Origin of the sequence: Thalassospira sp. MCCC 1A02491 (genome assembly GCF_001613785.1) — a bacterium.
GTDB lineage: Bacteria > Pseudomonadota > Alphaproteobacteria > Rhodospirillales > Thalassospiraceae > Thalassospira > Thalassospira povalilytica.
Window position 1 is genome coordinate 1 of record NZ_LPVX01000010.1, and the last position, 22,090, is coordinate 22,090.

Consider the following 22,090-nt stretch of genomic DNA (forward strand, 5'->3'; position numbering starts at 1 on the left):
ACACCGGCGCATCTGACTTTGGCACCGACACCACGTTCGGCACCAGCGGTATCAACTCTGCAACCGGCAATGTTGTTGGTATGGCTGCCGACAATGGTCAGCAGCTTGCAACCAGCATCGAGTTCCAGGTTGGTGGTGGCAACACCGCAAACGACCGCCTCTCGATCAACTTGACTGCTGTTGACTCAGAAGCGCTTGGCACCGGCTCTGCTGGTACTGAAAGCTCTCTGAGCGACCTTGGCGCGAACGCAATTAACACTGCTGCTTCGGCACAGAATGCAGTTGAAGTTGTGACCCGCGCGATTGACGACTTGCAGCGTGCACGTGCTGCGGTTGGTACTTCCCAGAACCGCCTGGACTTTGCTGGTCAGAACCTTGCTTCCACGCAGGAAAACACTGAATCAGCTCGTTCGACCCTGCTTGACCTTGATGTGGCTGCGGAAATGACCGCTTTCACCTCCAAGCAGATCCTGGTTCAGTCCGGTGTGGCCATGCTCGCACAGGCAAACCAGATGCCGCAGAACCTGCTGCGTCTGCTCCAGTAATCCTGGCGACCTGAAAATTCACGAAAAGGCGGCCTGTTGGCCGCTTTTTTTTATTTCGTGGTGACCAACACCACCTTCCGGCCTTGGCGCGCATGAGCTCCGCAGGGAACGACTACAGCTCCTCGCCCCTCGCGCCCCGTTGACGTCACACCATCACCGAATACGAAACTGCCCTGCTGCTTGCCTCGAAATTGTAAACCGACTGCAACCGCACGACACAGTACCCACAACCAGAACAGCCACAAGCATACCTATACGAATGACGTCTCCTGCATTGCAGCATACAGCACCCGAGTAAATCCAGCTTGGATTCGCCTTGCAATCTGCGACTTTGCCAATCGGTCAATATTTTTCCGCCCACTAACCTTTTGTTTTTTATGATTAACTACAGATTAATTTTTTCACTGGACAGGCAACTAACCTAAAAGTATATTTCATCTTACCTGTAGTTTCGCTTTTGTTGCCATGTAGGACAGCAAAAGCAGTTCTGGCAAATGTGCCGGATACGAACAGCAAGATGTTGTTCAGAGCTGTCCAAGTAGGAGATGCGTCATGGCTCTTAATATTATTTCGAACTATGCTGCGAACGTAGCACACCGTAACCTTTCGGCTTCTGACACGATGGCGACCCGTTCGCTGTCGAAATTGTCGTCCGGTACGCGTGTGGTTTCCGCGCGCGATGACGCAGCTTCCATGGCCATTGGCGCCCGCTTGAATGCGACGACCGAGGCCCTTAAAACCGCTTCTGTTAACGTTGGCCAGGCCAACTCGATGCTCCAGATCGCCGATGGCGGCATGGCAACCATCGATAACATCCTTGTGCGTATGAAAACGCTGGCTGTTCAGGCATCCTCTGGCAACCTTTCCGACACCGAGCGCGGCTTCCTGAACGATGAATTTGTTCAGTTGCGTGAAGAAATCGACCGTATCGCATCATCGACCAACTTCAACGGCATTCAGTTGCTGGGTGACGGTGGCGATGTGGCGTTTGAGTTCGGTGATCTGGCAGCCGGCCAGCAAGGTCAGGCCCTCGTCCCCGTGAACGGTTTTGACAATTTTGCCATCACCGACAACAATTACTGGGCGACTGATGCCAATACCAACACAGTCACTGACAACAGTTTTGAAGTGAATATAAATTACGGCGTAGGCGACCAGGTCATCATGACCGTCACCAGCCTTATTGATGGCGCTGCTGATCGCACGCAATCAATTGATATCACGGACTTCAGAACCGGTGGCACGACTGCAATTGCCGCCGGCGGAAATGCGACGCTTAATTTTGACGAGCTGGGTCTGACTTTCACAGTCAACACCAACTTCTCGACGTCTGTTGCTGCTATTCGCGCTGACAATACCGGCGCATCCGACTTTGGCACCGATACAACCTTTGGCGCGAGCGGCATCAACTCCGCAACCGGCAATATCGTATCCATGGCAGCCGATAACGGTCAGCAGCTTCAGAGTTCCATCGAATTCCAGGTTGGCGGTGGCAACACCGCAAATGACCGTCTTTCGATCACCCTGAATGCGGTTGATTCCGATACGCTGGGTGCCGGTGCGCTGGGAACCCAGACATCGTTGCAGGACCTTGGCGCGACTGCGATCAGCACCGCGGCCAATGCGCAGTCTTCGGTTGAAGTTGTCACCCGCGCGATTGACGATCTTCAGCGCGCACGTGCAGCCGTGGGTACATCCCAGAACCGTCTGGACTTTGCGGGACAGAACCTTGCAACCACGCAGGAAAACACTGAATCTGCCCGTTCGACCCTGCTTGACCTTGATGTTGCGGCCGAGATGACCGCCTTCACCTCCAAGCAGATCCTTGTTCAGTCCGGTGTAGCAATGCTTGCGCAGGCAAACCAGATGCCGCAGAATTTGCTGCGTCTGTTGCAGTAAGCACGCTGTCTCACTTGGGCACGTCCATGTTGGATTGCCTTTGTAATTCAACAAGACATCCTGCTGTCACAGGATGGCGGCTTAGGAGCTTAGGAAAATGGAAGTTGTAAACAACAGTTATAGTTCACCGGGTTCAGCGGGCAGCAGTTACGCTGCTGCGTCGCCTGCACCTGCCCCGAAAATCGACACGACTGCGGCAAGCACTGCTGCGAAGTCGGCTGAAAAGCAGTCTGCTGTTCCCAAAGAATTGCAGGACGCGCTGGCAAGCCTTGATCTGCCTGATGTCGCTGACGGATCGGCACGTGTCGAGCTGAACTTTAACCAGGACACCGGTCGTGTTGTCGCAAAGGTTACCGATCGCGTAAGCGGCGATGTCCTGCGTGAAATCCCGTCCAAAGAGTTGCAGCAACTGTTTTCCCAGATGCGCGAATATCTTGGCAGCTTCGTGGACGAAGAAATTTAACGGGACCAGCGGGCACATCAGGCACGGTTTTTGCAAACATTTCGGACATATACGTCCGCACATAGGCAAAATCGACCGGGCGCGCCCAAGGAGCTAAACCAATGAGCAGCTTGAATTTAAATAACATCTATGTTGGCGATAACGGCCGCGTCCAGTTGTCTGGCGGCTCATCCAACATCGATTTCGTCGACACCGTCGACCAGATGATTGCTGCCCGTCGTATTCCTGCGGACAATCTTGAAAAACGCATCGAAGCCAACGACGAAAAAATTGCCGCCCTGAAAGAGCTGCAAACCCTTGTTGGTACGCTCAAGGATTCCATGGCGAACCTTTATGGTGCGACCAGTTTCGACAAATCGAAGAACATCTTCGAAGCAAAACAGATTTTCGCCGCCTCGAACGGCAGCGACGCCGGCTCCCTGATGGGGGTTACCGCGACCAATGCTGCGGCGACCGGAAGCTATAAGTTCGAAATCGTCGATGTCGCAAGCAAGCACAAGCTGTCCAGTGATACCCAGGCCGTCGCGGCAAGCGCAGACGTCACCGGTCTTACCGGCACCGGCAGCTTCACCGTTACCGGTGGCGTGGGCAGTTCGTCGATCACGGTTTCGGCTGGCGATACGCTGCAGGATATTCGCGACAAGATCAACAACGTCAAGGACACCACCGGCGTTCAGGCGTCTGTTATTAAGGTTTCAGCGACCGAAAGCACGATCATCTTCACTTCGACCGAAGAAGGCGTTGATAACCGGATGTCCTTTAGTGACGATACCGGTAACGTCCTGCAAAGTCTGGGTATTCTGACCGACCCAACCACGATCAACGCGGCCAATGTGATTGACGATGGCAATAATGCCTCCATCACGCTTGACGGCATTACCGTTACCCGTGGCACCAACGAATTTTCCGATCTGATCGATGGCCTGACCATCAGCCTTTATGATGCCGAACCAGGCACCGAAATCACGATCGAGATCGAACAGGACCTGAATCAGGCGAAAACGGCAATCCTTGACTTTGTTGATGCCTATAACGCGGTTCAGACCTTTATCAACGAAAAGACCTTTGTCGATCCGACCACCGGCGAAGCATCCGAAGACGCGATCCTGCTTGGCAATACGTCTGTCAAAAGCATTGAGTCCGCACTTCAGCAGATTGCCGGCTCCTTTGCCAATGGTGTAACCGACCGTGCGGGCAAGGATGACTATTCGGTGCTGGCTGAAATCGGTCTGGATTTCGTCGCCTATGGCTCGAACGAGGACCCGCTTGTCAGCAAAACCATCGAAGTCGATGAAGCAGCCCTGAATGCGGCCCTGCTTAATGAGCCCGATGAGGTGATGGAACTGTTCCTGTTCCGCGGGAAATCGAACAATTCCGACGTCACCATGACCGGCTTTAGCAACAAAACCAATGCCGCGACCTATGATTTCAACATCAATGCGTCCGGCGGTGCCATCACCAGCGTGACCTATGACATCACGGTTGATGGCGTGACCACGACGGGCAAAAACGCCGTTGTGACCGGGAACAGCATTCGTACAGCCGATGGTCTTCGCCTGATTTATGGTGGCGATGGTCTGGCAAACGACACGGCCACTGTGACCACATCTGTTGGTATTGGTGCGCAGTTCTATTTTGAACTCGACTCAATCCTGGATGATGAAAACGGCACATTGACCCAGGCAATTTCGGATCTCGAAACGCAAAACACGTCCTATGACGAAAAAGTTGAGCGGATCGACGACCGCCTTTCCCGACAGCGAGAAGTCCTGATGGATCAGTTCATTGCGATGGAATCTGCCCTCGCACGGATGAAGAACATTCAGAGCTCTCTCGACGAATTGATGGCTGCAGGTAAAGATAGTAGTTAACTTTTCCATGCCATACATGCACACTAAAGAGACGCGTCGCATACCAAGGAGTGTCGCATGAATGAACACGCCGCCCAAACGTACAAGCACCAGCAGGTCAATACAGCTTCACCCGCCAAGATGGTGTATATGCTGTTCGAAAAGACCCTGTCGCGCTTGCAAGAGGCAAAGAACGCGATTGAGCGCAACGACATTCAGGGGCGCTGCAACGCCAATTGCAGCGCACAGGAACTGATTGCCCATCTTTCAAATACGCTGGATATGGAACAGGGTGGCGAAATCGCCGCCAATCTGGAGCGCCTTTATGCGCATTGCCTGATCCGCTTGATGGATGTTGATCGCAAGAATGACCCGGCACCTGCCGATGAAGTCGCCCGTCTTCTGACACCGCTTCGTGATTCCTGGGCTGCCTTGGCTGAAAAAAGCGAAGGCGAACTGCGTCAGGCCATCATGATTGCCCAGCAAGACCGCCCGACACCCGCCGCATCCGAACAGATCGAAGCACCGGATACGGCATCGGGCAGCGAAGAAGCCCCGGCACCGGCAAAATCGGGCCTGTCAATTTCGGCCTGATCCGGATCGCGGAAACAAATTCGGTCATCTGACCCGCATGAAGGCCCCGACATATTTGTCGGGGCCTTTTGCATGTCTGAACCACGCCATTCGTTGCGGCTTTCCTGAAACAGGATCATTTTTGCCCGGTGTCCCAGGACAGGCAGGTCGGGCAAAAATTTCCCCTGTCGGCAACAGCCCGCTAAGGCGCTGAAATTCTATACAATTTGTTAACACCTGAAACTGGCCCGGCGCTTGCACATGTTCTGACACTGTTTCCAAAAGGACCAAGGTCATGAACAGCTCTGCGATTACAAACAGCACCATGCCAACCATCTCCATTCCGGGCTCAACCGCCAGTGAAAGTGCGGGTTCGGGCTTTGGCGATGTCATGGCAGCGATCACGGAAAACTGGTCGGAGCGCAAAAGCCAGATCAAATATGACACGGCAAAATCTGCCCAGAGCACCTGGGACGATAGCCGCGCAGACAGGCATGCCGATCGCGGCGTTGAAAATGACGATGCCAAAAGTGCATCACGTTCCGATGACAAACGCGATGATGAACCGATGCGCGCAGAGCGCAATGACCGCGACGATCATGGCAAAACCGATGATCGCAAGGCAGATGACAATCGCGATGTCGATACCAGCAGCCGTGATGCCGACCGCGCTGAGGATCAAACCCAAAGCGCAGATAGCGATCAGCCTTCTGACGAAAATGTCGCGGCCTCTGATGATGATGGCGCACCGTCGGAAGATGGAAAATCTGCCGCTGGCGATAAAGAAACTGCCGAAGGTGACGACACCCAGGTAGAGCTTGCCGTAACCGATCCCAATCAGCCCGCCCAGACCGTCCCTCTTCCGGGATCGCAGCAGGCGATTGATCTGGCCAAAGCACAGGCCGCCGCATCGCAATCAATTAATGCAAATGCCGGCATCAACGGCCAGAACGGCACACCGGCAAACGGTCAGGTCAATCCGGGAATGGCCGCCAATGCAGCTGCCAGCGATGGCACGACCGACGGCCTGATGAGTTCAACAGCACTCTCGCAGCCGGCCGCCGCTTCATCAGCAAAAATGGCGATGAATGGCGTGGATACGACCGCCGGTGATGATGTCTCGTCTGATAAATTCCTGTCGCGCATTGTTGATGCAATGAGCGCCGATGGCAAAGCCAAAACCGACGCAACAGGCATCACCAACGCAACGGTCAATGGTCAGTCGGTAAACGCCAATGGTGCACAGTCAACCGCAACCAACCCGGCACAAACCGCCCAGGCAGCCCAGCAAGCCATGGCCGCAGCAGCCGGTGCCCAGAACATGCAAAATGCAGCTGGCAGCCCGCAGGCACAGGCTAATGCCGCTGCAAATGGCACAGTAACAGCAGCCGGCGCAAGCGAAGCAACCGCCCAGACCGCGCCGGGACAGCTCAACAGCACCAACAGCCTGCATCAGACCAATACCGGCGGCCAAACCGCACAGACCGCGCGTCAGGCCCCCGCCCAGCAGGTCCAGCAGCAGGTTGCCGTGTCGATCAAAAACGCCGCCAGTGACGGTGTTGATAAAATTTCGGTCCAGCTTCGCCCCGAACATCTCGGGCGGGTGGATGTGAAAATGGAGATCGGCCACGATGGCCGTATCCAGGGTGTCATTCAGGCAGATACACGCGAAACACTGGACATGTTGCGCCAGGATTCCCGTGCATTGCAGCAGGCTCTTAAGGATGCCGGCCTGAATGCAGACAGTCAGAGCTTCACCTTTGAACACAGAGATCAAGGTGGCCGGGGTCAGGAAGGCCAGAGCCAATCTCGGATGACCGCCAACCAGGGCAGCAGCCCGGGCGATGGCGACATCCTGAGCGGAGCCGAACTCGCCGAACATGTTGGCATTGGCTATGGGATCAATCCCAACGGCCTTGTCGATATTCGGATCTAGGAAAGGTAGAGGGAACTTCCCATGGCCATTTCATCCCTAACCAACGTTGGTCTGTCCCAAAGCGATACCAACGCCGCGTCCAGCAGCTCGGCAAGCCAGCTTGCGCAGAACTTTGATACGTTTCTGACGCTTCTGACCACCCAGCTCAAGAACCAGGACCCGACCTCGCCGATGGAAAGTGATAAATTCACCGACCAGTTGAGCCAGTTCGCCCAGGTTGAACAGGGTATCCAGAGCAACAAGAACCTCGAAGACCTGATTGCGATGCAAAGTCAGCAGCGTCAGCTTTCTGCCCTGTCCTATGTCGGGGCCGAAATCGAAGCCGTTGGTGATACCAACTGGCTCGAAGAAGGCGGCGAGCTGAAATACAAATACAACGTTTCGCCCGAAGTTCCGCGTCTGCAACTGCAGATTCAGGATCAGAGTGGCAAAACCATCTATTCCGAAGAACTTACCGATGTGTCCGGTCTGCAGTCCTTTACCTGGGACGGCAAAAACAATAGCGGCGTCGAACAGGCAGCCGGGGCCTATACCCTGGTTCTCAAGCCGATGGCCGCAAACGGCGACACATTCCAGACTGACAAAGGCAAACCTGCATCTGTTGCCATTGGCATCATCGGGTCTGTCGATAGTGTCGATATCGACGATAGCGACATCTATCTCCGCATTGGTGACGTCTCTGTACCGTTCTCCACCCTTACCAACGTCAAGCTGGGTGCGAGCTCTACAGATACGAACACTGGCGGCAATGATACCGGAAGTGACGAACAGGACGAAGCAGCCTGAGGGCTTTCTTCCGATTTTGATCAACACCCTGTAAGTGCAGGAGAAGAAAAATGAGCCTTTTTGGTGCAATGATTTCCGGTGTATCCGGCCTGAACGCGCAGTCGCAGAACCTGGGCGTCATTTCGGACAACATCTCGAACCTTAATACCATCGGGTACAAGGGTACGGTTGGTCGTTTTTCGACCCTGGTGACGGAATCCGCCACCAACACCCGTTACACCCCAGGCGGTGTCTTGTTTCACCCGACAGCCCTGATCAGCAAGCAGGGCTTGCTTCAGGCAACGTCATCGACCACGGCAGCCGCAATTTCCGGCGACGGTTTCTTTATCGTCCGCGACAATGCGAACCCGGGCACGAATGACGAACTGTTCTTTACCCGCGCCGGTGACTTCAAGCCTGATGATGACGGCTATCTGCGCAATACGGCGGGCTACTATGTTCAGGGTTGGGCAACCGACCGTGAAGGTACCCTTCTTGATGCGAACGGTAACACCACGACATCAAACAGCTCGGCTGTTACCGACCTTCAGGTTCTCGACATCAACTCGATCCTGACGGCTGCAGCTTCGACGACCTCGATCGAGTTTGGTGCGAACCTTAACGCTGACGAAACCGCTGTGACAGGTGGCACCGCCACCTCGACCACGACCGGTATCGACTATGACACCACCGACCTGACCACCCTTGCCGGTATCAACAACGGTGACCAGTTCAGCATCACCCACAACGGTACGACAACCAACATCACGATCAGTACCGGTGACACGCTTGAAGATCTGGCCGCTGCCATCAGTGCCGTGACAGGGATTAATGCGACAACCACCACGACGGGCACCAACGATACCCTGACCCTGACTGCCGCCTTTGCCGATCAGGGCGTGACCTTTGCCAACGTGACCGGCACGCCGTTCAGTGCAACCGGCATCACGGTTCCGGGTGTCCCGGGCACCCTGGCACCGACCTATGTTGCTGGTAACCTTGCAACCGGCACGGTTGCCGAAGACAACACCATGCCTGTCACGATTTATGACTCGCTGGGTTCGGCCCATACGGTCAACCTTCAAGTCGTGAAACTTGGTCAGAACCGCTGGGGCTTTGAGCTGACCGGCAACACCACAGCTGGTGAACTCGACGCGACAGATCACCCGAACGGTCTTATTCAGGCCGGTATCATCACCTTTGACGGGTCGGGCAACCTTCAGACCTTTACTGGTGTTGCAGCAACCATCGGCGGTGTGACTGTCGGTACAACCGGTGATCTGGCCGATGCCGATATTTCTGCGGAATGGACCAACGGTGCCGATGACAGCACCTTCAGCCTTGATTTCGGGACCATCGGCCTTGGTAACGGTATCACGCAGTTTGCTGCCGGTGCCGATGCCAACGGTAACCTTGTCAATTACACCACCCACTTCATCAACCAGAACGGCGCACAGGCCGGGACCATGGTGAACTACGCCCTGACCGAAGAAGGCTTCCTGCAAGTCGAATTCGCCAACGGTGTGAAACGCCCGGTCTACAAGCTGGCAATCGCCACCTTCGAGGCCCCCGATGAAATGGAAAACCACACTGGTAACGTTTATCGCCAGACGCGTGAATCGGGTGACTATCTGCTGCGTGAACCGGGCCTGAACGGTGCGGGTAACGTTGTGGCATCCGCCCTTGAAGGGTCGAACGTCGATCTCGGTGAAGAATTCACCAACATGATCGTGACCCAGCGTGCCTTCTCGGCGAACACCAAGACGATTACCACGACCGATGAAATGCTCGACGAGCTGATCCGGATCAAACGGTAATTGATATCTGTTGCAGGGCGTTAGCCCGCCCTGCGATGTTCTGCTTTTACAGGGACTCGCCCGGCACTTGTGCCGGGCTTCTTTTTGGCACAATGACTCACTACATTAAACGCAGGCCAAACCGGTCAACAAAGATACAAATGATTCAAATCACTGGTGAATTTGAATCACGCAACTGGGCAAAAATTGCCGGTTGTTAACCTGTTCTTCAGCATGGAGAACTATTCGTTGTTGATGCTGGTCGAATTCCGTATGGACCGACCCGCATCGGGGACAGTGGTTAAATTTGGTTTCGGAGCAGTCGAACGTGGGCGGCTTGTTGCAGACACTCAAGAGTCTTGGACCTACACGCCTGATGGCCATCAGCGGCGTGGGTGTGTTGCTGCTTGTATTCTTTGCCTTCCTGATTTTGCGTGTATCCGCGCCGAATATGGAACTGCTTTATCGCGATCTGTCGCCGGCTGATGCCAGCCAGATAGTTAACCGTCTCGAAGATCAGCAAGTCCAGTATCAGCTTCTGAATGGCGGCACGGAAATTCTGGTTCCCGCCGATCAGGTCAACCGCATGCGCCTGAGCATGGCCGAAAGCGGCCTGCCCGCCGGCGGTTCTGTCGGCTATGAAGTTTTTGACAATTCCGACGGTTTTGGCGCCACCAGCTTTGAGCAGAACATCAACCATGTTCGTGCCCTGGAAGGCGAACTGGCCCGCACCATCGCATCGATCCAGTCAATCCAGCAGGCGCGTGTGCATCTTGTTCTGCCCAAACGTCAGATGTTCTCGCGCGAAACCCAGGAAGCCAGTGCATCGATCGCAGTCAAGATGTCCGGTGGTGAACTCAAACCAGAACAGGTTGTCGCCATCCAGCATCTGGTCGCGGCCGCCGTTCCGCAGTTGCAGCCAAGCAAGGTTTCGATCATCGACGAACGTGGTCGCCTTCTGGCGCGCGGCGATGGCGAACAGCAATCATCGACCTTCCTGACCCAGACGGCCGATGAAATGCGCATCCGCACCGAAAGCCGCCTGCGCAATACGATCGAAGATCTGCTGTCACGGTCGCTTGGATATGGCGAAGTGCGTGCCGAAGTTTCCGTTGAAATGGACTTCAACAAGGTCACCACTGCCGATGAACGGTTCAACCCGGATGAACGTGTGATCCGTTCAAGCCAGACGATCGAAGAAAACTCGACCAATTCCGAGACCGAAGGCACCGATCCGGTGACCCTGCAAAACAACCTGCCCGATCCCAACCTTGGCGGGGCCAACGGTGCCGGCGCCCAAAGTCAGGAAAGCCGGTCCGAGGAAACCGTAAATTACGAAATTTCCAAAACCACGACGACCCAGGTCAAGGAAATCGGCGAAATTTCACGCGTTACTGTCGCAGTCCTTGTCGACGGGACCTATACCACCGACGAGAATGGCGAACGTCAGTATCAGGAACGCTCCCCCGAGGATCTCGAAAAGATCGCAGCCCTTGTGCGCAGCGCGATCGGCTATGACCCGCAGCGCAGCGACCAGGTCGAAGTCATCAACATGCAGTTCGCCGATGCCGGTGATCTGTTCCCGGATGAAGAAATCGAGACCTTCCTTGGTCTGGACAAAGCCGAGATCTTCCGCATTGCTGAAATGCTAGTTCTGGCCATTGTCGCCATCCTGGTCATCCTGCTGGTGGTTCGCCCGCTTCTGACCCGTGCGTTTGAAACCCTGCCAAGTGCAGCGGACATGGCCCAGCGTCAGCTTCTGGCAGATGATATGACCGCCGAAGGCACACCGGCCCTTGAAGGACCGGCACCGGTTCCGATGGCACCGGGCATGGATGACGGCGAGGAACTGATCAACCTGTCACAGGTCGAAGGCCGCGTTAAGGCATCCTCGGTCAAGAAAATCGGCGAGATCGTGGAAAAGCATCCAGAAGAAGCTCTTTCGATCATTCGCAACTGGCTGTATCAGGAAAATTGATGTTCCGATCAGTCGACGGCTCACTGGCAGCCCTTTGGCTGCCTTCCTTTTGTCGCTCAAGGCGGTTTAACAGTTCGATATGACGGCCATTGAAAAGTTCACTTTTGCCCTAAGCTTCGACGACGCAGACAACGTGATCCGTTCTGCCGGCGATGATGATGAGCATTACGAGCTGGGCAAAAAGAAGAAAAAGAAAAAAGACGACACGCCACCGCCGCCCCCGGCCGTCTATACCGAAGAACAAGCCGCCCAGATGGTTGCCGAGGCCGAACAGAAAGGCCACGAGCAAGGCTATGCCGAAGGTCACGCCAAGGGGCTTGAACAAGGCTATCAGGAAGTCATGGCGTCGGTCGAAAAGGCCATCGGCGATGTTGAATCCGTAATTGCCGAAAAACTGGGCCAGATCGACGAACAGCAAAAACGCGCCAATGCCAAAATCAACGAAGACGCCATTCACGTTGCGCTTGGTGTCATTCGCAAACTGGCTCCGGCCTGGTCAAAGCAATATCAGCTTGTCGAAATCGAAGACATCATTCGCCAATGTCTGGCCAATCTGTTTGACGCCCCGAAAGTGATGATCAAGGTCAATCCGGAACTTGAAACCCAGTTGGTCGAAGTCGCCCATCGCATTGCGGAATCGCGGGGCTTTTCCGGCAAGGTCGTTGTTGTTGGCGAACCCGATGTCGCGGTTGGTGATTGCATGGTGTCGTGGGGCGACGGAACCGCTGTGCGTGACAGTGCGCGCGTCTGGTCTGAAATCAATGGCATTGTTGAAAATGCCCTGACCCTGCATGCCAGTGAACACGACCTGCCCGAAAGCGACATGGGTGACCCGGAAATTCAGGCCACACCCGCGCCGGAAAAACCGGCATCCCAAAACGCGCAGTCCGCACCAGACCAGGCGGCGACACCAACGCCTGCGCAAACATCTGCGCAAACCCCGGCAACAGCCGCACCGGAACAAGCAGCCACGGCACAACCCACCCCTGCCACAGCGCAGCCTGCTCAGCCTACTCCGCCCGCCCCGGCTAGCCAGCCTTCGCAGCCTGCGGCAACCGCACCTGCGGCACCTGCGCCACAACCAGCACCGCAATCCGCCAATCCGGGCCAACCGGCAAATCCGGGGGCACAGGCAACACAATCAAACAGCGCACCCGCATCGCCCCAACCGGGCCCGGCTGGCACGCCAACACAAACCCCGGCGCAGCCCGCCCCGACCCAGGCGCCTGGCAATGCGAAACCCGATATGGCAGCCGCGAATGCCGGTCCTGCACAAAATAGCGCAACAGGCCAAAACACCGCGCCCAAAGAAGGCGATGGCACCGACGCGCGGAATGTGCAAACATCGACAGATAATGCAATGCCGAAACCTGACAACGCACTGGAAAACCCGGCAGATCAGGCAAAAGCATCCGCACCTGGTACCCAACCGGCATCAGGATCCGCGGGCGAGACAAAAAACAACGAAGGGCAACCCACAACCGGACCGCAGGGCACTGGGGACACGACCGCCATGCAATCCGGACCGCAGGCCGCGCCACAGGCATCTCAGGGGCAGAACCAACCGCCTCGAAATGCTGCAACAGAACCGGCTGCGACGCCGACCGACGCCGAGAAGCAGGCTGCTGTGAAGCAACCGACCAAAGACGCAGGAGACGAAAATGGCTGATGATGACGATCTCGAACTCTCGGAACTCGACGACGATCATATCGAGTTGGAGGGCGAAGGTACCGAACTTCTTGCCGCTGCCGAAGCTGGAAGCGAGCAAATGAAGACATCCAAGGACCTTGAAGCCGTCTATGACATTCCCGTCCAGGTTTCTGCCGTCCTTGGAAAAGCAACCATGCAGGTCAGTCAGTTGCTGAAACTTGGTCGTGGTGCTGTCGTAGAGCTTGACCGCAAAGTTGGTGAAGCTATTGATATCTATGTGAACAACCGTCTGGTCGCACGTGGCGAAGTGGTGGTTGTGGAAGATCGTCTTGGTGTGACCATGACGGAAATCATCAAATCTGAGAAAAGCTAACGTAAGAGAGGATCTGCGACTATGGCCGAAGGGGGGACTAAAACGTCGTTTGACATTGCGACAGTCGGGGGACTGATCATCGGTTTTGCGCTGGTGATTGCCGCGATTATTTTCGGCGGCTCGCCGGGTGCCTTTATCGATATCCCTTCTGTGCTGATTGTTATCGGCGGTACGGCTGCGATCACCGCGGTCAGTTTTGCACTGGGCGAGTTTCTTGGCTCGGGCAAGATCCTGATGCGGACGATTTTCCATAAGTCGCGCAATCCTGCGGATGCGGCGCTGCAAATCCTGCAGCTGGCCGAAATCGCCCGTAAAGGTGGCGTGCTTTCCCTTCAGGGGCATCTCGACAGTCTGCAAAGCGAAGAATATCTGTGGAAAGGCCTGTCGCTGGTTGTTGACGGCACGCCGGCCGAAGAAGTCGAAGCGATCATGCGCAAAGACATGAATGCCACCATCGGCCGCCACCAGAAAGGTGCGAACATCATGAAAAAGGCCGGTGACGTTGCCCCGGCCATGGGCCTGATCGGGACGCTGATCGGTCTGGTGCAGATGCTTGGCAACCTTGATGATCCGTCGTCAATCGGTCCGTCCATGGCGGTTGCGCTTCTGACCACCTTCTATGGCGCGGTTCTGGCCAACATGGTGTTCATGCCGCTTGCCGGTAAACTTGAACGTAACTCGAGCGACGAAGAACTTCTGAATTCGGTCTATATGGTCGGCGCTGTTTCCATCGGCCGTCAGGAAAACCCGCGCCGTCTGGAAATGCTGATCAACTCGATCCTGCCGCCGTCAAAACGCGTCAGCTATTTCGATTGATCTGAAACGTGAATATTCCGGCCCCGAAAACCGTCCATTTGGGCAGGTCGCCGGGGCCATCTGGAAATGATCGGAAAGAGATGAGACTATGCAGGTACTGATCGTTGGTGGACTGGGCGGACAGATAGGCGCAGCCAGCAAGATCGCAATGGCGCGCGGCGCATCGGTCCAGCTGGCCGAAAGCGTCACGACTGCGCTTAATATCCTGCGGGCAGGCAACCGCATTGATCTGGTGATGGCCGATATCGCCCTTGATGTGGCTGCACTGATCGATGCGATCAGCAAGGAACGCATCAATGTTCCGGTGGTTGCATGCGGCATTGGCAATGACGTCAATGGTGCGGTCAATGCGATCAAGGCCGGTGCCCAGGAATTCATCCCCCTTCCGCCCGAAGCAGATCTGATTGCGGCCATCTTCGAAGCTGTGACCGAAGAAAGCCATGCGCTGATCCATCGCGATGCGCGCATGGCCGAAACGCTGCGTCTGGCAGCCCAGGTTGCCAACAGTTCGGCCTCTATCCTGATTACGGGGGAAAGCGGCACGGGCAAGGAAATCATTTCACGCTACGTCCATCGCAAATCAAACCGTTCGGACAAGCCGTTTGTTGCGGTCAACTGTGCTGCCATCCCTGATAACCTTCTTGAATCCGAACTGTTCGGTCATGAAAAAGGGGCCTTTACCGGCGCGCAGGCCCGGCGTATCGGCAAGTTTGAAGAAGCCAATGGCGGGACCCTTTTGCTTGATGAAATCAGCGAAATGGATGTCCGTCTTCAGGCCAAGCTTCTGCGTGCGATCCAGGAAAAGGAAATCGACCGTCTGGGTGGCAAAACCCCGGTCAAGGTCGATGTCCGAATTCTTGCGACCTCGAACCGCAATCTCGAGGCCGAAGTCAATGCCGGCAACTTCCGCGAAGATTTGTATTTCCGCCTGAATGTCGTCAATCTTGATATTCCGTCCTTGCGCGAACGCCCCGACGACATTCCGGTTCTGGCCGAATTTTTCGTCAAGAAATACTCCGATGCCAATGATGTGCCGATCCGCCCGATCAGCCCGCTGGCCATCCAGCGCCTGCTGTCCCATCACTGGCGCGGCAATGTGCGCGAACTTGAAAACACCATGCACCGTGCCGTTCTGATCGCCGGTCCCGATGAAATCGGGCCCGAGGCCATCATGCTGTCGGGCACCGGCAGCAGCGAACCCGCACGCACCCAGACAAGCCCGGATGCGCAATCGCCCGCACCGGCGGCCCCAGCTTCCCCGACATCCCCGGCATCAGCACGCGCGAGTTCGGCCTATGCCAATGCGAATGCGGCCTATGGGGCGGCATCATCGGCCTATCAGTCCGGCACGCCGGCACCAGCACAACCAACGCCACAGGCCCCGGTCGAACCGGCACATACCACGCCCGATGAAAATGGGTCCGATGCGAATGACACCGACACAGGCAATGGAAATGGAAATGGAAATGGCAATGGCAATGACGGGTCCATAACCGCCGCCCTTGTCGGGCGTACCGTGGCCGATGTTGAACGCGATCTGATCATTGATACCCTGAAACATTGCTTTGGCAACCGTACGCACGCGGCCAATATTCTGGGCATTTCGATCCGCACATTGCGCAACAAATTGCGCCAATATACCGACGAAGGTCTGGCAGTTCCCGCGCCGGGTGACGGCCAGGACTGACGATGACATCCGGCTTTGCGCGCCCCATATCAAAGGGAACCAACAAAAGCGCAAGCGACACAGAGCAACCAACAGGATAACAAGCAAACACCATGGCCGAAGGTCAAGATATCACACCGACTGGTTCTGGCGGCTCTGACGGCCAGGGTGGCGGTGCGTCCGGAGGCATAAATTTCGGCGCCGTGCAGTCGCGTGTTGCATCGGCAATGAAGCGTGGCGATATCGCCATGGCGCTTGGATTTATCATGATCCTTGTGGTCATGATGTTCCCGATGCCGCCATGGCTGCTTGATTTCATGCTGGCATTATCGATCAGTTTTTCCGTGCTGATCCTGATGACGTCGCTGTTCATTCAAAAGCCGCTTGAATTCAACTCGTTCCCGACCATCCTTCTGGTCGCGACATCGCTTCGACTGGCTCTGAACATTGCGACCACACGTCTGATCCTTGGTCATGGTCATGAAGGCACACATGCCGCCGGTGCCGTGATCGAGGCCTTTGGCAGCTTCCTGATTTCGGGCAATTTCGTCATCGGGATCATCGTTTTTGCCATCCTTGTCATCATCAACTTTGTCGTGATCACCAAGGGTTCTGGGCGTATCGCCGAAGTTGCCGCCCGCTTTACCCTTGATGCCATGCCCGGCAAACAGATGGCGATTGACGCCGATCTGTCATCGGGCCTGATCAACGAAGAACAAGCCAAGGCACGCCGTAAGGAACTCGAAGACGAAAGTTCGTTCTTCGGTTCTATGGATGGTGCATCCAAATTCGTTCGTGGTGATGCGGTTGCCGGTATTCTGATCACCTTTATCAACGTGGTTGGCGGCATCATCATCGGTACCGCACAGATGGGCCTCTCACTGGGTCAGGCAACGGAAACCTATACCATCCTGACGGTGGGTGACGGCCTGGTATCGCAGATCCCCGCCCTGATCGTCTCGACCGCGGCCGGTCTTCTGGTCACCAAGGGTGGTCTTGATGGCGCAACCGAAAAGGCCGTCTTTGGCCAGGTCAGTAACTATCCCGCTGCCCTTGGCGTTGCCGCCGCCCTGATGGCGGGCATGTCGCTTTTGCCGGGCATTCCGATGGTCTGGTTCCTTGGTCTGGCGGTCGGCCTTGGCTATCTGGCCTATTACATGGGCAAGCGCCAAAAGGCTGCCGTCGTCCAAGAACAGATGAAAGAAAGCCAGGCCGCCGCAGAAGCCGCCGCCCCACCGCCCGAAGAACCGATCGCCAATGCGCTTCGCATGGATTATGTGCGGCTTGAACTGGGCTATGGCCTGCTGTCGCTGATCAGTACCGAACGCGGTCAGAAACTGACCGACCAGATCAAGGCCCTGCGCCGTCAGCTTGCCGGTGACATGGGCTTTGTCATGCCCTCGGTCCGTATTCAGGACAATATGCAGCTTCCAGCCAATACCTATGTGCTGCGCGTCAAGGAGATCGAGGCCGGCCGTGGTGATTTGCGCCCGAACATGTTGCTGGTGATGGACCCGCGCGGCGAGGAAATCACCCTGTCGGGTGAAAAGACCATGGAGCCGACCTTCAACCTGCCGGCCATGTGGATCGAACAGGGCATGAAGGAAGAAGCCATGTTCCGCGGCTATACCGTGGTTGACCCGCAAACCGTGATCACGACCCACATTACCGAAGTGATCAAGGACCACATGCCCGAATTGCTGTCTTATGCCGAAACGCAAAAGCTGCTTGATGAACTTGACGAAGATCAGAAGAAACTGGTCGAAGACATCGTTCCGGGTCAGGTCTCGGTTGGTGGTGTTCAGCGTGTTCTGCAAAACCTGTTGACCGAACGCGTATCGATCCGCGATCTGCCGACCATTCTCGAAGGGATTGCGGAATCCACCGCCTTTACCCGTAACCCGACCTTCATGACCGAACATGTGCGTTCGCGCCTTGCGCGCCAACTGTCGGATGTGAACACCAATCAGGATGGCGTCATTCCGCTCGTGACCATGTCACCGCAATGGGAACAGATCTTTGCCGAAAGCCTTGTCGGTTCCGGCGAGGAAAAGCAGCTTTCCATTCCGCCAAGCCAGCTTCAGGAATTCATCAACAAGGTCCGCACGACATTTGAACGGCTGGGCATGATGGGGGAATCACCGGTTCTTTTGACCAGCCCGGGCATTCGTCCCTATGTGCGCTCGATCGTTGAACGGTTCCGCCCAAGCACCGTGGTCATGTCGCAGAACGAAATTCATCCCAAGGCACAATTGAAAACACTGGGGCAGGTCTGATGATCAACAACATCATGACCACCGGCATTGTGGTCAGGGAAATGACAGGGGGGATTGATGCGTCTTAAGACCTTTACCGCCCCGACAATGACCGAGGCCATGGCCCTTGTAAAAGACCACATGGGCGCAGATGCCATCATCGTTTCGACCCAGGACATCCCGGGAAGCGGCGTGCGCCTGACTGCGGCCCTTGATCGCGATCCTGATTTTGATGACGATATTGCCCCTGCCCCGGCCTTGCAGGAACAGCTCGAAACCGCAGAAGCCGCCTTGACGCGGCATAATTTGCCGGAACGGCTGCGCATTCGCCTGTGTGACATCATGGCCCGCGAAACCGCGGCCGCATCTGCGCAGCAACTTCTGGCCGGTGCGCTTGATGAAATTTTTGATTTCTCGCCGCTGCCGGAAAAAAACACGCCGCGCGCCCTGGCGTTTGTCGGCCCGCCCGGTTCGGGCAAGACACTGGCCGTTGCCAAAACGGCTGCGCGTGCAGTGATGAAAAAACGCAAAGTTGCAGTTCTTTCAACCGATTACAAACGGGCTGGCGGCATCGCGCAGCTTGAAGCTTTTACCCGTATTCTCAAGGTCGAGCTGCTTCAGGCAAAGTCACCCGATGAACTTAAATCGCGCTTTGCCGATATCCGCGAAGCCGATGTGATCCTGATCGATACGGCAAGCTGCAATCCGTATCTTGAAACCGATATTGGCACGCTTTGTGAATTCATGAAGGCAATTCCGAGTGAACCGATACTGGTTAACCCGGCAGGGATTGATGCCTATGAGTCAGCCGATATCGCCAATGCCTTTGCTGATGGGGGGGCGACGCGTGTCATGATATCGCGTCTTGATGTTGCCGCCCGCCTTGGTGGTGCGCTATACGGTGCGGATTCAGGAAATCTTTCCCTTTGCAATGTCAGTATGACAGCCCAGGTTGCGGACGGCCTGACCGCGCTAAGTCCCCTTGCCTTGGCTAAACTTCTGATACCGTCCCATCGCGCTGACACCGCAAAACCGAGCTTCTCCGAGGTCGTGAAATGACTACCAAGTCTGATGCTGTACCCAAAACTGCCCCGCGCACCAGAGGCCGCAATGTTCTTGCCGTCGCGTCTGGTAAAGGCGGCGTGGGCAAGACCTGGTTTTCCATTACGCTCACCCATGCAATGGTGCTCGAAGGGCATAACGCGCTTCTGTTTGACGGCGACCTTGGCCTGGCCAATATCGACATTCAGCTTGGCCTGATGCCCAAGCATGATCTGGGCGGTGTCATTTCCGGGCGCATCAGCCTGAAAGACGCCATCACCCATTTCCCCGATGGCGGTTTTGACATCATTGCCGGTCGCAGTGGTTCGGGCAGTCTGGCCAACCTTCCGGCCAGCCGTTTGCAGGCCCTTTCCGATGATCTTCTGCAAACCGGGAAATCCTATGACAAGGTCCTGATTGATCTTGGTGCGGGCGTTGATCAGGGCGTGCGCCAGATGACCGGCCTTGCCAATACCGTAATTGTCATCACCAATGGCGATCCGACGTCACTGACCGATGCCTATGCCTTTATCAAGATCACCCATATGGCCCGTCCGAAAACAGATATCCGGGTGGTGATCAATATGGCCAAGGACAAAAAAGAAGGTCAGGCGATCTATAACAAGCTGCTCAAGGCGTGTGAGGGCTTCCTCAAAATTTCGCCACCGCTGCTTGGCGTTATTCGGGCCGATGCGCGCGTTTCGGAATGCATTCGCAATCAGACGCCGCTTTTGACCCGCCATCCGAATTGCGATGCCGCCCGTGACATAGAAGCCATCGCCCAGACCCTCCTGGACGAGGAGTAACCTTGTCATGACCCTCCCGCCACAGGCTATCTCGCCCGGAACCGCGGTCGGTGGGCAGGCCTCGGCGGGCGGAACGACAGGACAGGCATCCCAGGGCTCGGTCCCGGCCCAGGTCACGGCAACCGTGACCAGCGCGACCTCGCAACAGGTTGCCGCTGCCCTTGCAAAGCTGCCGGTTGAAACGCTGCTTCAGGCATCCGTCCAATCACAATCGGGCAATCAACTGACCCTTGCCACAGCACTTGGGCAGGTTACGGTCAAACTTCCCAGCGCCTTGCCAACAAATCTCGGTGATCTGCTTTGGGCGCGCTTGCCGACATCAAATGCCGCCACCAGTTCGGCAACAATGGGTGCGACCAATCCCGGTGATGGCTTGCGCCTGCAATTGCTGCCGCAAACATTGATGCCCGGATCATCGGCTATGTCGGGCAGTCTGGCATCTGGCAATATCGGTGCGACCACCCTTACCCCCGGCCAGACATTCAATGCGGTTACCACCTCTGTCCTGACGATGCCGAATGGCACGCAATTGCCCGCCGGCAGTCAGACACAGGTGATTTTTCTTGGTCAGGGCACGGTCACGGCTCAACAGGCTGCCAATGTTCTGAATGCGGCGGGAGGAATGGCCGGTGGCACGGTTGCCGTGGCAACACCGGGGGCTGGTATCGCCCCGACAATTGCCGCACAAACCGCAGCCGGACAGGCACCGGGCTTGTTGCTGAGCGGGACGGTCTTGCCCCCTGACAGTGCCGAGGCCCGCCTGCTGCCACAGGGTTTTACCGCCCTTCGGACGTCAGCCGGGATTGTCGGCATCAAATTGCCGGTTCCGGCACCGACCGGTGCGACCCTGTCATTCAGTGTTGATGCCGCGGGCAGCGGGCGCGTTGCCACCTCCATGCCGATGACCGAGGCCGACCTGATCCTGCGCGGGCAAAATGCGGCTTTGACCCATGATTGGGACAGCCTGCAAAAGGCGGTTCATGCCCTGCAACAGCATGACCCGGGTGCGGCGATGAGCCTGTTGAACAATCTGCCACAACCCGGACCGAAATTGACAACCACGATGATGTTCTTTTTTGCGGCGATGACCGGCACAAAGGGCGGGTTGCGTGGCTGGATCGGGGACCGTGCTGCCAACAGCCTGTCATCCCTGTCCGAGGCCGATGGTGGTGGGTTAAAACGTCTTGAAGGTGATTTTGGCCAGTTGCGCACCATGGCAGCCGACGAACGCCCCGATGGCTGGCGTGTCATGGCGATGCCGTTCAATATGGGCGGCAAAATCGAACAGTTGCAATTTGGCTGGCGCCACGGCGATCGCGAAGACGATCCCGAGAAAAAGGACGATCAGGGCACGCGCTTCCTGCTGGATCTGTCCTTTAGCGTCGTGGGACATACCCAGCTTGACGGCCTTGTCAAAGGCGAAGACAGCAAGTTCGATCTGATCATTCGTACCGAAAACCCGTTGCAGTCACATAACCGCGATGACATTCGCGGCATCTTCCGCGAGGCACTTCAGATTTCCGGTTATAGCGGGCATATCCTGTTTCAGGACGGATCACGTTTTGTCCATATTGCCCCGCCTGCCGACAGCAGCGGCCCCAATTCCCACAGCGGGATACAGGCGTAATTCACGACAAGCTTATGAAATGAATGCTTTTACTGCCCGGTGCACAAGCG

17 protein-coding genes are annotated in these 22,090 nt (G+C 56.2%); all 17 read left to right on the forward strand.

Features of this window, described 5'->3' with window-relative positions; all coding sequences use genetic code 11:
• Window positions 1-545 (forward strand): flagellin (locus AUQ42_RS04960; protein WP_255355762.1); only part of this gene is annotated, 545 nt, incomplete at its 5' end.
• Window positions 546-1,097: 552 nt separating this feature from the next.
• Entirely contained in the window at window positions 1,098-2,444 is a 1,347-nt protein-coding gene (locus AUQ42_RS04965) for a flagellin (RefSeq protein WP_082817738.1), read from the forward strand.
• Between the two features lie 97 nt (window positions 2,445-2,541).
• Entirely contained in the window at window positions 2,542-2,907 is a 366-nt protein-coding gene (locus tag AUQ42_RS04970; protein ID WP_068518003.1) for a flagellar protein FlaG, read from the forward strand.
• A gap of 101 nt (window positions 2,908-3,008) precedes the next feature.
• Window positions 3,009-4,778, forward strand: a complete 1,770-nt coding sequence (gene fliD, locus AUQ42_RS04975) for a flagellar filament capping protein FliD (RefSeq protein ID WP_068518004.1) — start codon at window positions 3,009-3,011, stop codon at window positions 4,776-4,778.
• A 57-nt stretch (window positions 4,779-4,835) separates the two neighbouring features.
• Entirely contained in the window at window positions 4,836-5,351 is a 516-nt protein-coding gene (fliS, locus tag AUQ42_RS04980; RefSeq protein WP_068518005.1) for a flagellar export chaperone FliS, read from the forward strand.
• A gap of 274 nt (window positions 5,352-5,625) precedes the next feature.
• The gene (locus AUQ42_RS04990) at window positions 5,626-7,266 is read left to right on the forward strand and encodes a flagellar hook-length control protein FliK (RefSeq protein ID WP_082817739.1); all 1,641 of its coding nucleotides are present in this window, start codon (window positions 5,626-5,628) and stop codon (window positions 7,264-7,266) included.
• 21 nt (window positions 7,267-7,287) lie between these two features.
• On the forward strand, window positions 7,288-8,052 hold the full coding sequence (locus AUQ42_RS04995; protein WP_068518008.1) for a flagellar hook assembly protein FlgD: 765 nt from the start codon (window positions 7,288-7,290) through the stop codon (window positions 8,050-8,052).
• Window positions 8,053-8,102: 50 nt separating this feature from the next.
• Window positions 8,103-9,848, forward strand: a complete 1,746-nt coding sequence (locus tag AUQ42_RS05000; protein ID WP_068518009.1) for a flagellar hook protein FlgE — start codon at window positions 8,103-8,105, stop codon at window positions 9,846-9,848.
• Window positions 9,849-10,203: 355 nt separating this feature from the next.
• The gene (fliF, locus tag AUQ42_RS05005; RefSeq protein WP_068518010.1) at window positions 10,204-11,805 is read left to right on the forward strand and encodes a flagellar basal-body MS-ring/collar protein FliF; all 1,602 of its coding nucleotides are present in this window, start codon (window positions 10,204-10,206) and stop codon (window positions 11,803-11,805) included.
• Window positions 11,806-11,884: 79 nt separating this feature from the next.
• The gene (locus AUQ42_RS05010; protein ID WP_068518011.1) at window positions 11,885-13,474 is read left to right on the forward strand and encodes a FliH/SctL family protein; all 1,590 of its coding nucleotides are present in this window, start codon (window positions 11,885-11,887) and stop codon (window positions 13,472-13,474) included.
• A complete protein-coding gene (gene fliN, locus AUQ42_RS05015) occupies window positions 13,467-13,829 on the forward strand; it encodes a flagellar motor switch protein FliN (protein WP_044827611.1) in 363 nt (120 codons plus the stop codon). Before AUQ42_RS05010 ends, fliN begins: the two co-directional genes overlap by 8 nt.
• 21 nt (window positions 13,830-13,850) lie before the next feature.
• A complete protein-coding gene (locus tag AUQ42_RS05020) occupies window positions 13,851-14,645 on the forward strand; it encodes a motility protein A (protein ID WP_068518012.1) in 795 nt (264 codons plus the stop codon).
• Window positions 14,646-14,733: 88 nt separating this feature from the next.
• Window positions 14,734-16,332, forward strand: a complete 1,599-nt coding sequence (locus AUQ42_RS05025) for a sigma-54 dependent transcriptional regulator (RefSeq protein ID WP_068518013.1) — start codon at window positions 14,734-14,736, stop codon at window positions 16,330-16,332.
• 92 nt (window positions 16,333-16,424) lie between these two features.
• The gene (gene flhA, locus AUQ42_RS05030; RefSeq protein ID WP_068518014.1) at window positions 16,425-18,587 is read left to right on the forward strand and encodes a flagellar biosynthesis protein FlhA; all 2,163 of its coding nucleotides are present in this window, start codon (window positions 16,425-16,427) and stop codon (window positions 18,585-18,587) included.
• A gap of 57 nt (window positions 18,588-18,644) precedes the next feature.
• Window positions 18,645-19,625 carry a GTP-binding protein gene (locus AUQ42_RS05035; protein ID WP_068518015.1) on the forward strand — a complete coding sequence of 327 codons (981 nt, stop codon included), beginning with the start codon at window positions 18,645-18,647 and terminating at the stop codon, window positions 19,623-19,625.
• Window positions 19,622-20,413: a MinD/ParA family protein gene (locus tag AUQ42_RS05040; RefSeq protein ID WP_068518016.1), complete on the forward strand. Its 792-nt coding sequence runs from the start codon at window positions 19,622-19,624 to the stop codon at window positions 20,411-20,413. Before AUQ42_RS05035 ends, AUQ42_RS05040 begins: the two co-directional genes overlap by 4 nt.
• 7 nt (window positions 20,414-20,420) lie before the next feature.
• Window positions 20,421-22,040, forward strand: a complete 1,620-nt coding sequence (locus AUQ42_RS05045; protein WP_068518017.1) for a hypothetical protein — start codon at window positions 20,421-20,423, stop codon at window positions 22,038-22,040.
• Window positions 22,041-22,090: the final 50 nt, after the last annotated feature.

What these genes read in the sequence shown, in the direction of transcription:
- AUQ42_RS05020 (WP_068518012.1), top strand. Translation starts at nt 13,851, where the DNA reads ATGGCCGAAGGGGGGACTAAAACGTCGTTTGACATTGCGACAGTCGGG.
- AUQ42_RS05045 (WP_068518017.1), top strand. Translation starts at nt 20,421, where the DNA reads ATGACCCTCCCGCCACAGGCTATCTCGCCCGGAACCGCGGTCGGTGGG.
- fliD (WP_068518004.1), top strand. Translation starts at nt 3,009, where the DNA reads ATGAGCAGCTTGAATTTAAATAACATCTATGTTGGCGATAACGGCCGC.
- AUQ42_RS05040 (WP_068518016.1), top strand. Translation starts at nt 19,622, where the DNA reads ATGACTACCAAGTCTGATGCTGTACCCAAAACTGCCCCGCGCACCAGA.
- AUQ42_RS05025 (WP_068518013.1), top strand. Translation starts at nt 14,734, where the DNA reads ATGCAGGTACTGATCGTTGGTGGACTGGGCGGACAGATAGGCGCAGCC.
- AUQ42_RS05000 (WP_068518009.1), top strand. Translation starts at nt 8,103, where the DNA reads ATGAGCCTTTTTGGTGCAATGATTTCCGGTGTATCCGGCCTGAACGCG.
- fliF (WP_068518010.1), top strand. Translation starts at nt 10,204, where the DNA reads ATGGCCATCAGCGGCGTGGGTGTGTTGCTGCTTGTATTCTTTGCCTTC.
- AUQ42_RS04990 (WP_082817739.1), top strand. Translation starts at nt 5,626, where the DNA reads ATGAACAGCTCTGCGATTACAAACAGCACCATGCCAACCATCTCCATT.
- AUQ42_RS05035 (WP_068518015.1), top strand. Translation starts at nt 18,645, where the DNA reads ATGCGTCTTAAGACCTTTACCGCCCCGACAATGACCGAGGCCATGGCC.
- AUQ42_RS04995 (WP_068518008.1), top strand. Translation starts at nt 7,288, where the DNA reads ATGGCCATTTCATCCCTAACCAACGTTGGTCTGTCCCAAAGCGATACC.
- AUQ42_RS04970 (WP_068518003.1), top strand. Translation starts at nt 2,542, where the DNA reads ATGGAAGTTGTAAACAACAGTTATAGTTCACCGGGTTCAGCGGGCAGC.
- AUQ42_RS05010 (WP_068518011.1), top strand. Translation starts at nt 11,885, where the DNA reads ATGACGGCCATTGAAAAGTTCACTTTTGCCCTAAGCTTCGACGACGCA.
- flhA (WP_068518014.1), top strand. Translation starts at nt 16,425, where the DNA reads ATGGCCGAAGGTCAAGATATCACACCGACTGGTTCTGGCGGCTCTGAC.
- fliN (WP_044827611.1), top strand. Translation starts at nt 13,467, where the DNA reads ATGGCTGATGATGACGATCTCGAACTCTCGGAACTCGACGACGATCAT.
- fliS (WP_068518005.1), top strand. Translation starts at nt 4,836, where the DNA reads ATGAATGAACACGCCGCCCAAACGTACAAGCACCAGCAGGTCAATACA.
- AUQ42_RS04965 (WP_082817738.1), top strand. Translation starts at nt 1,098, where the DNA reads ATGGCTCTTAATATTATTTCGAACTATGCTGCGAACGTAGCACACCGT.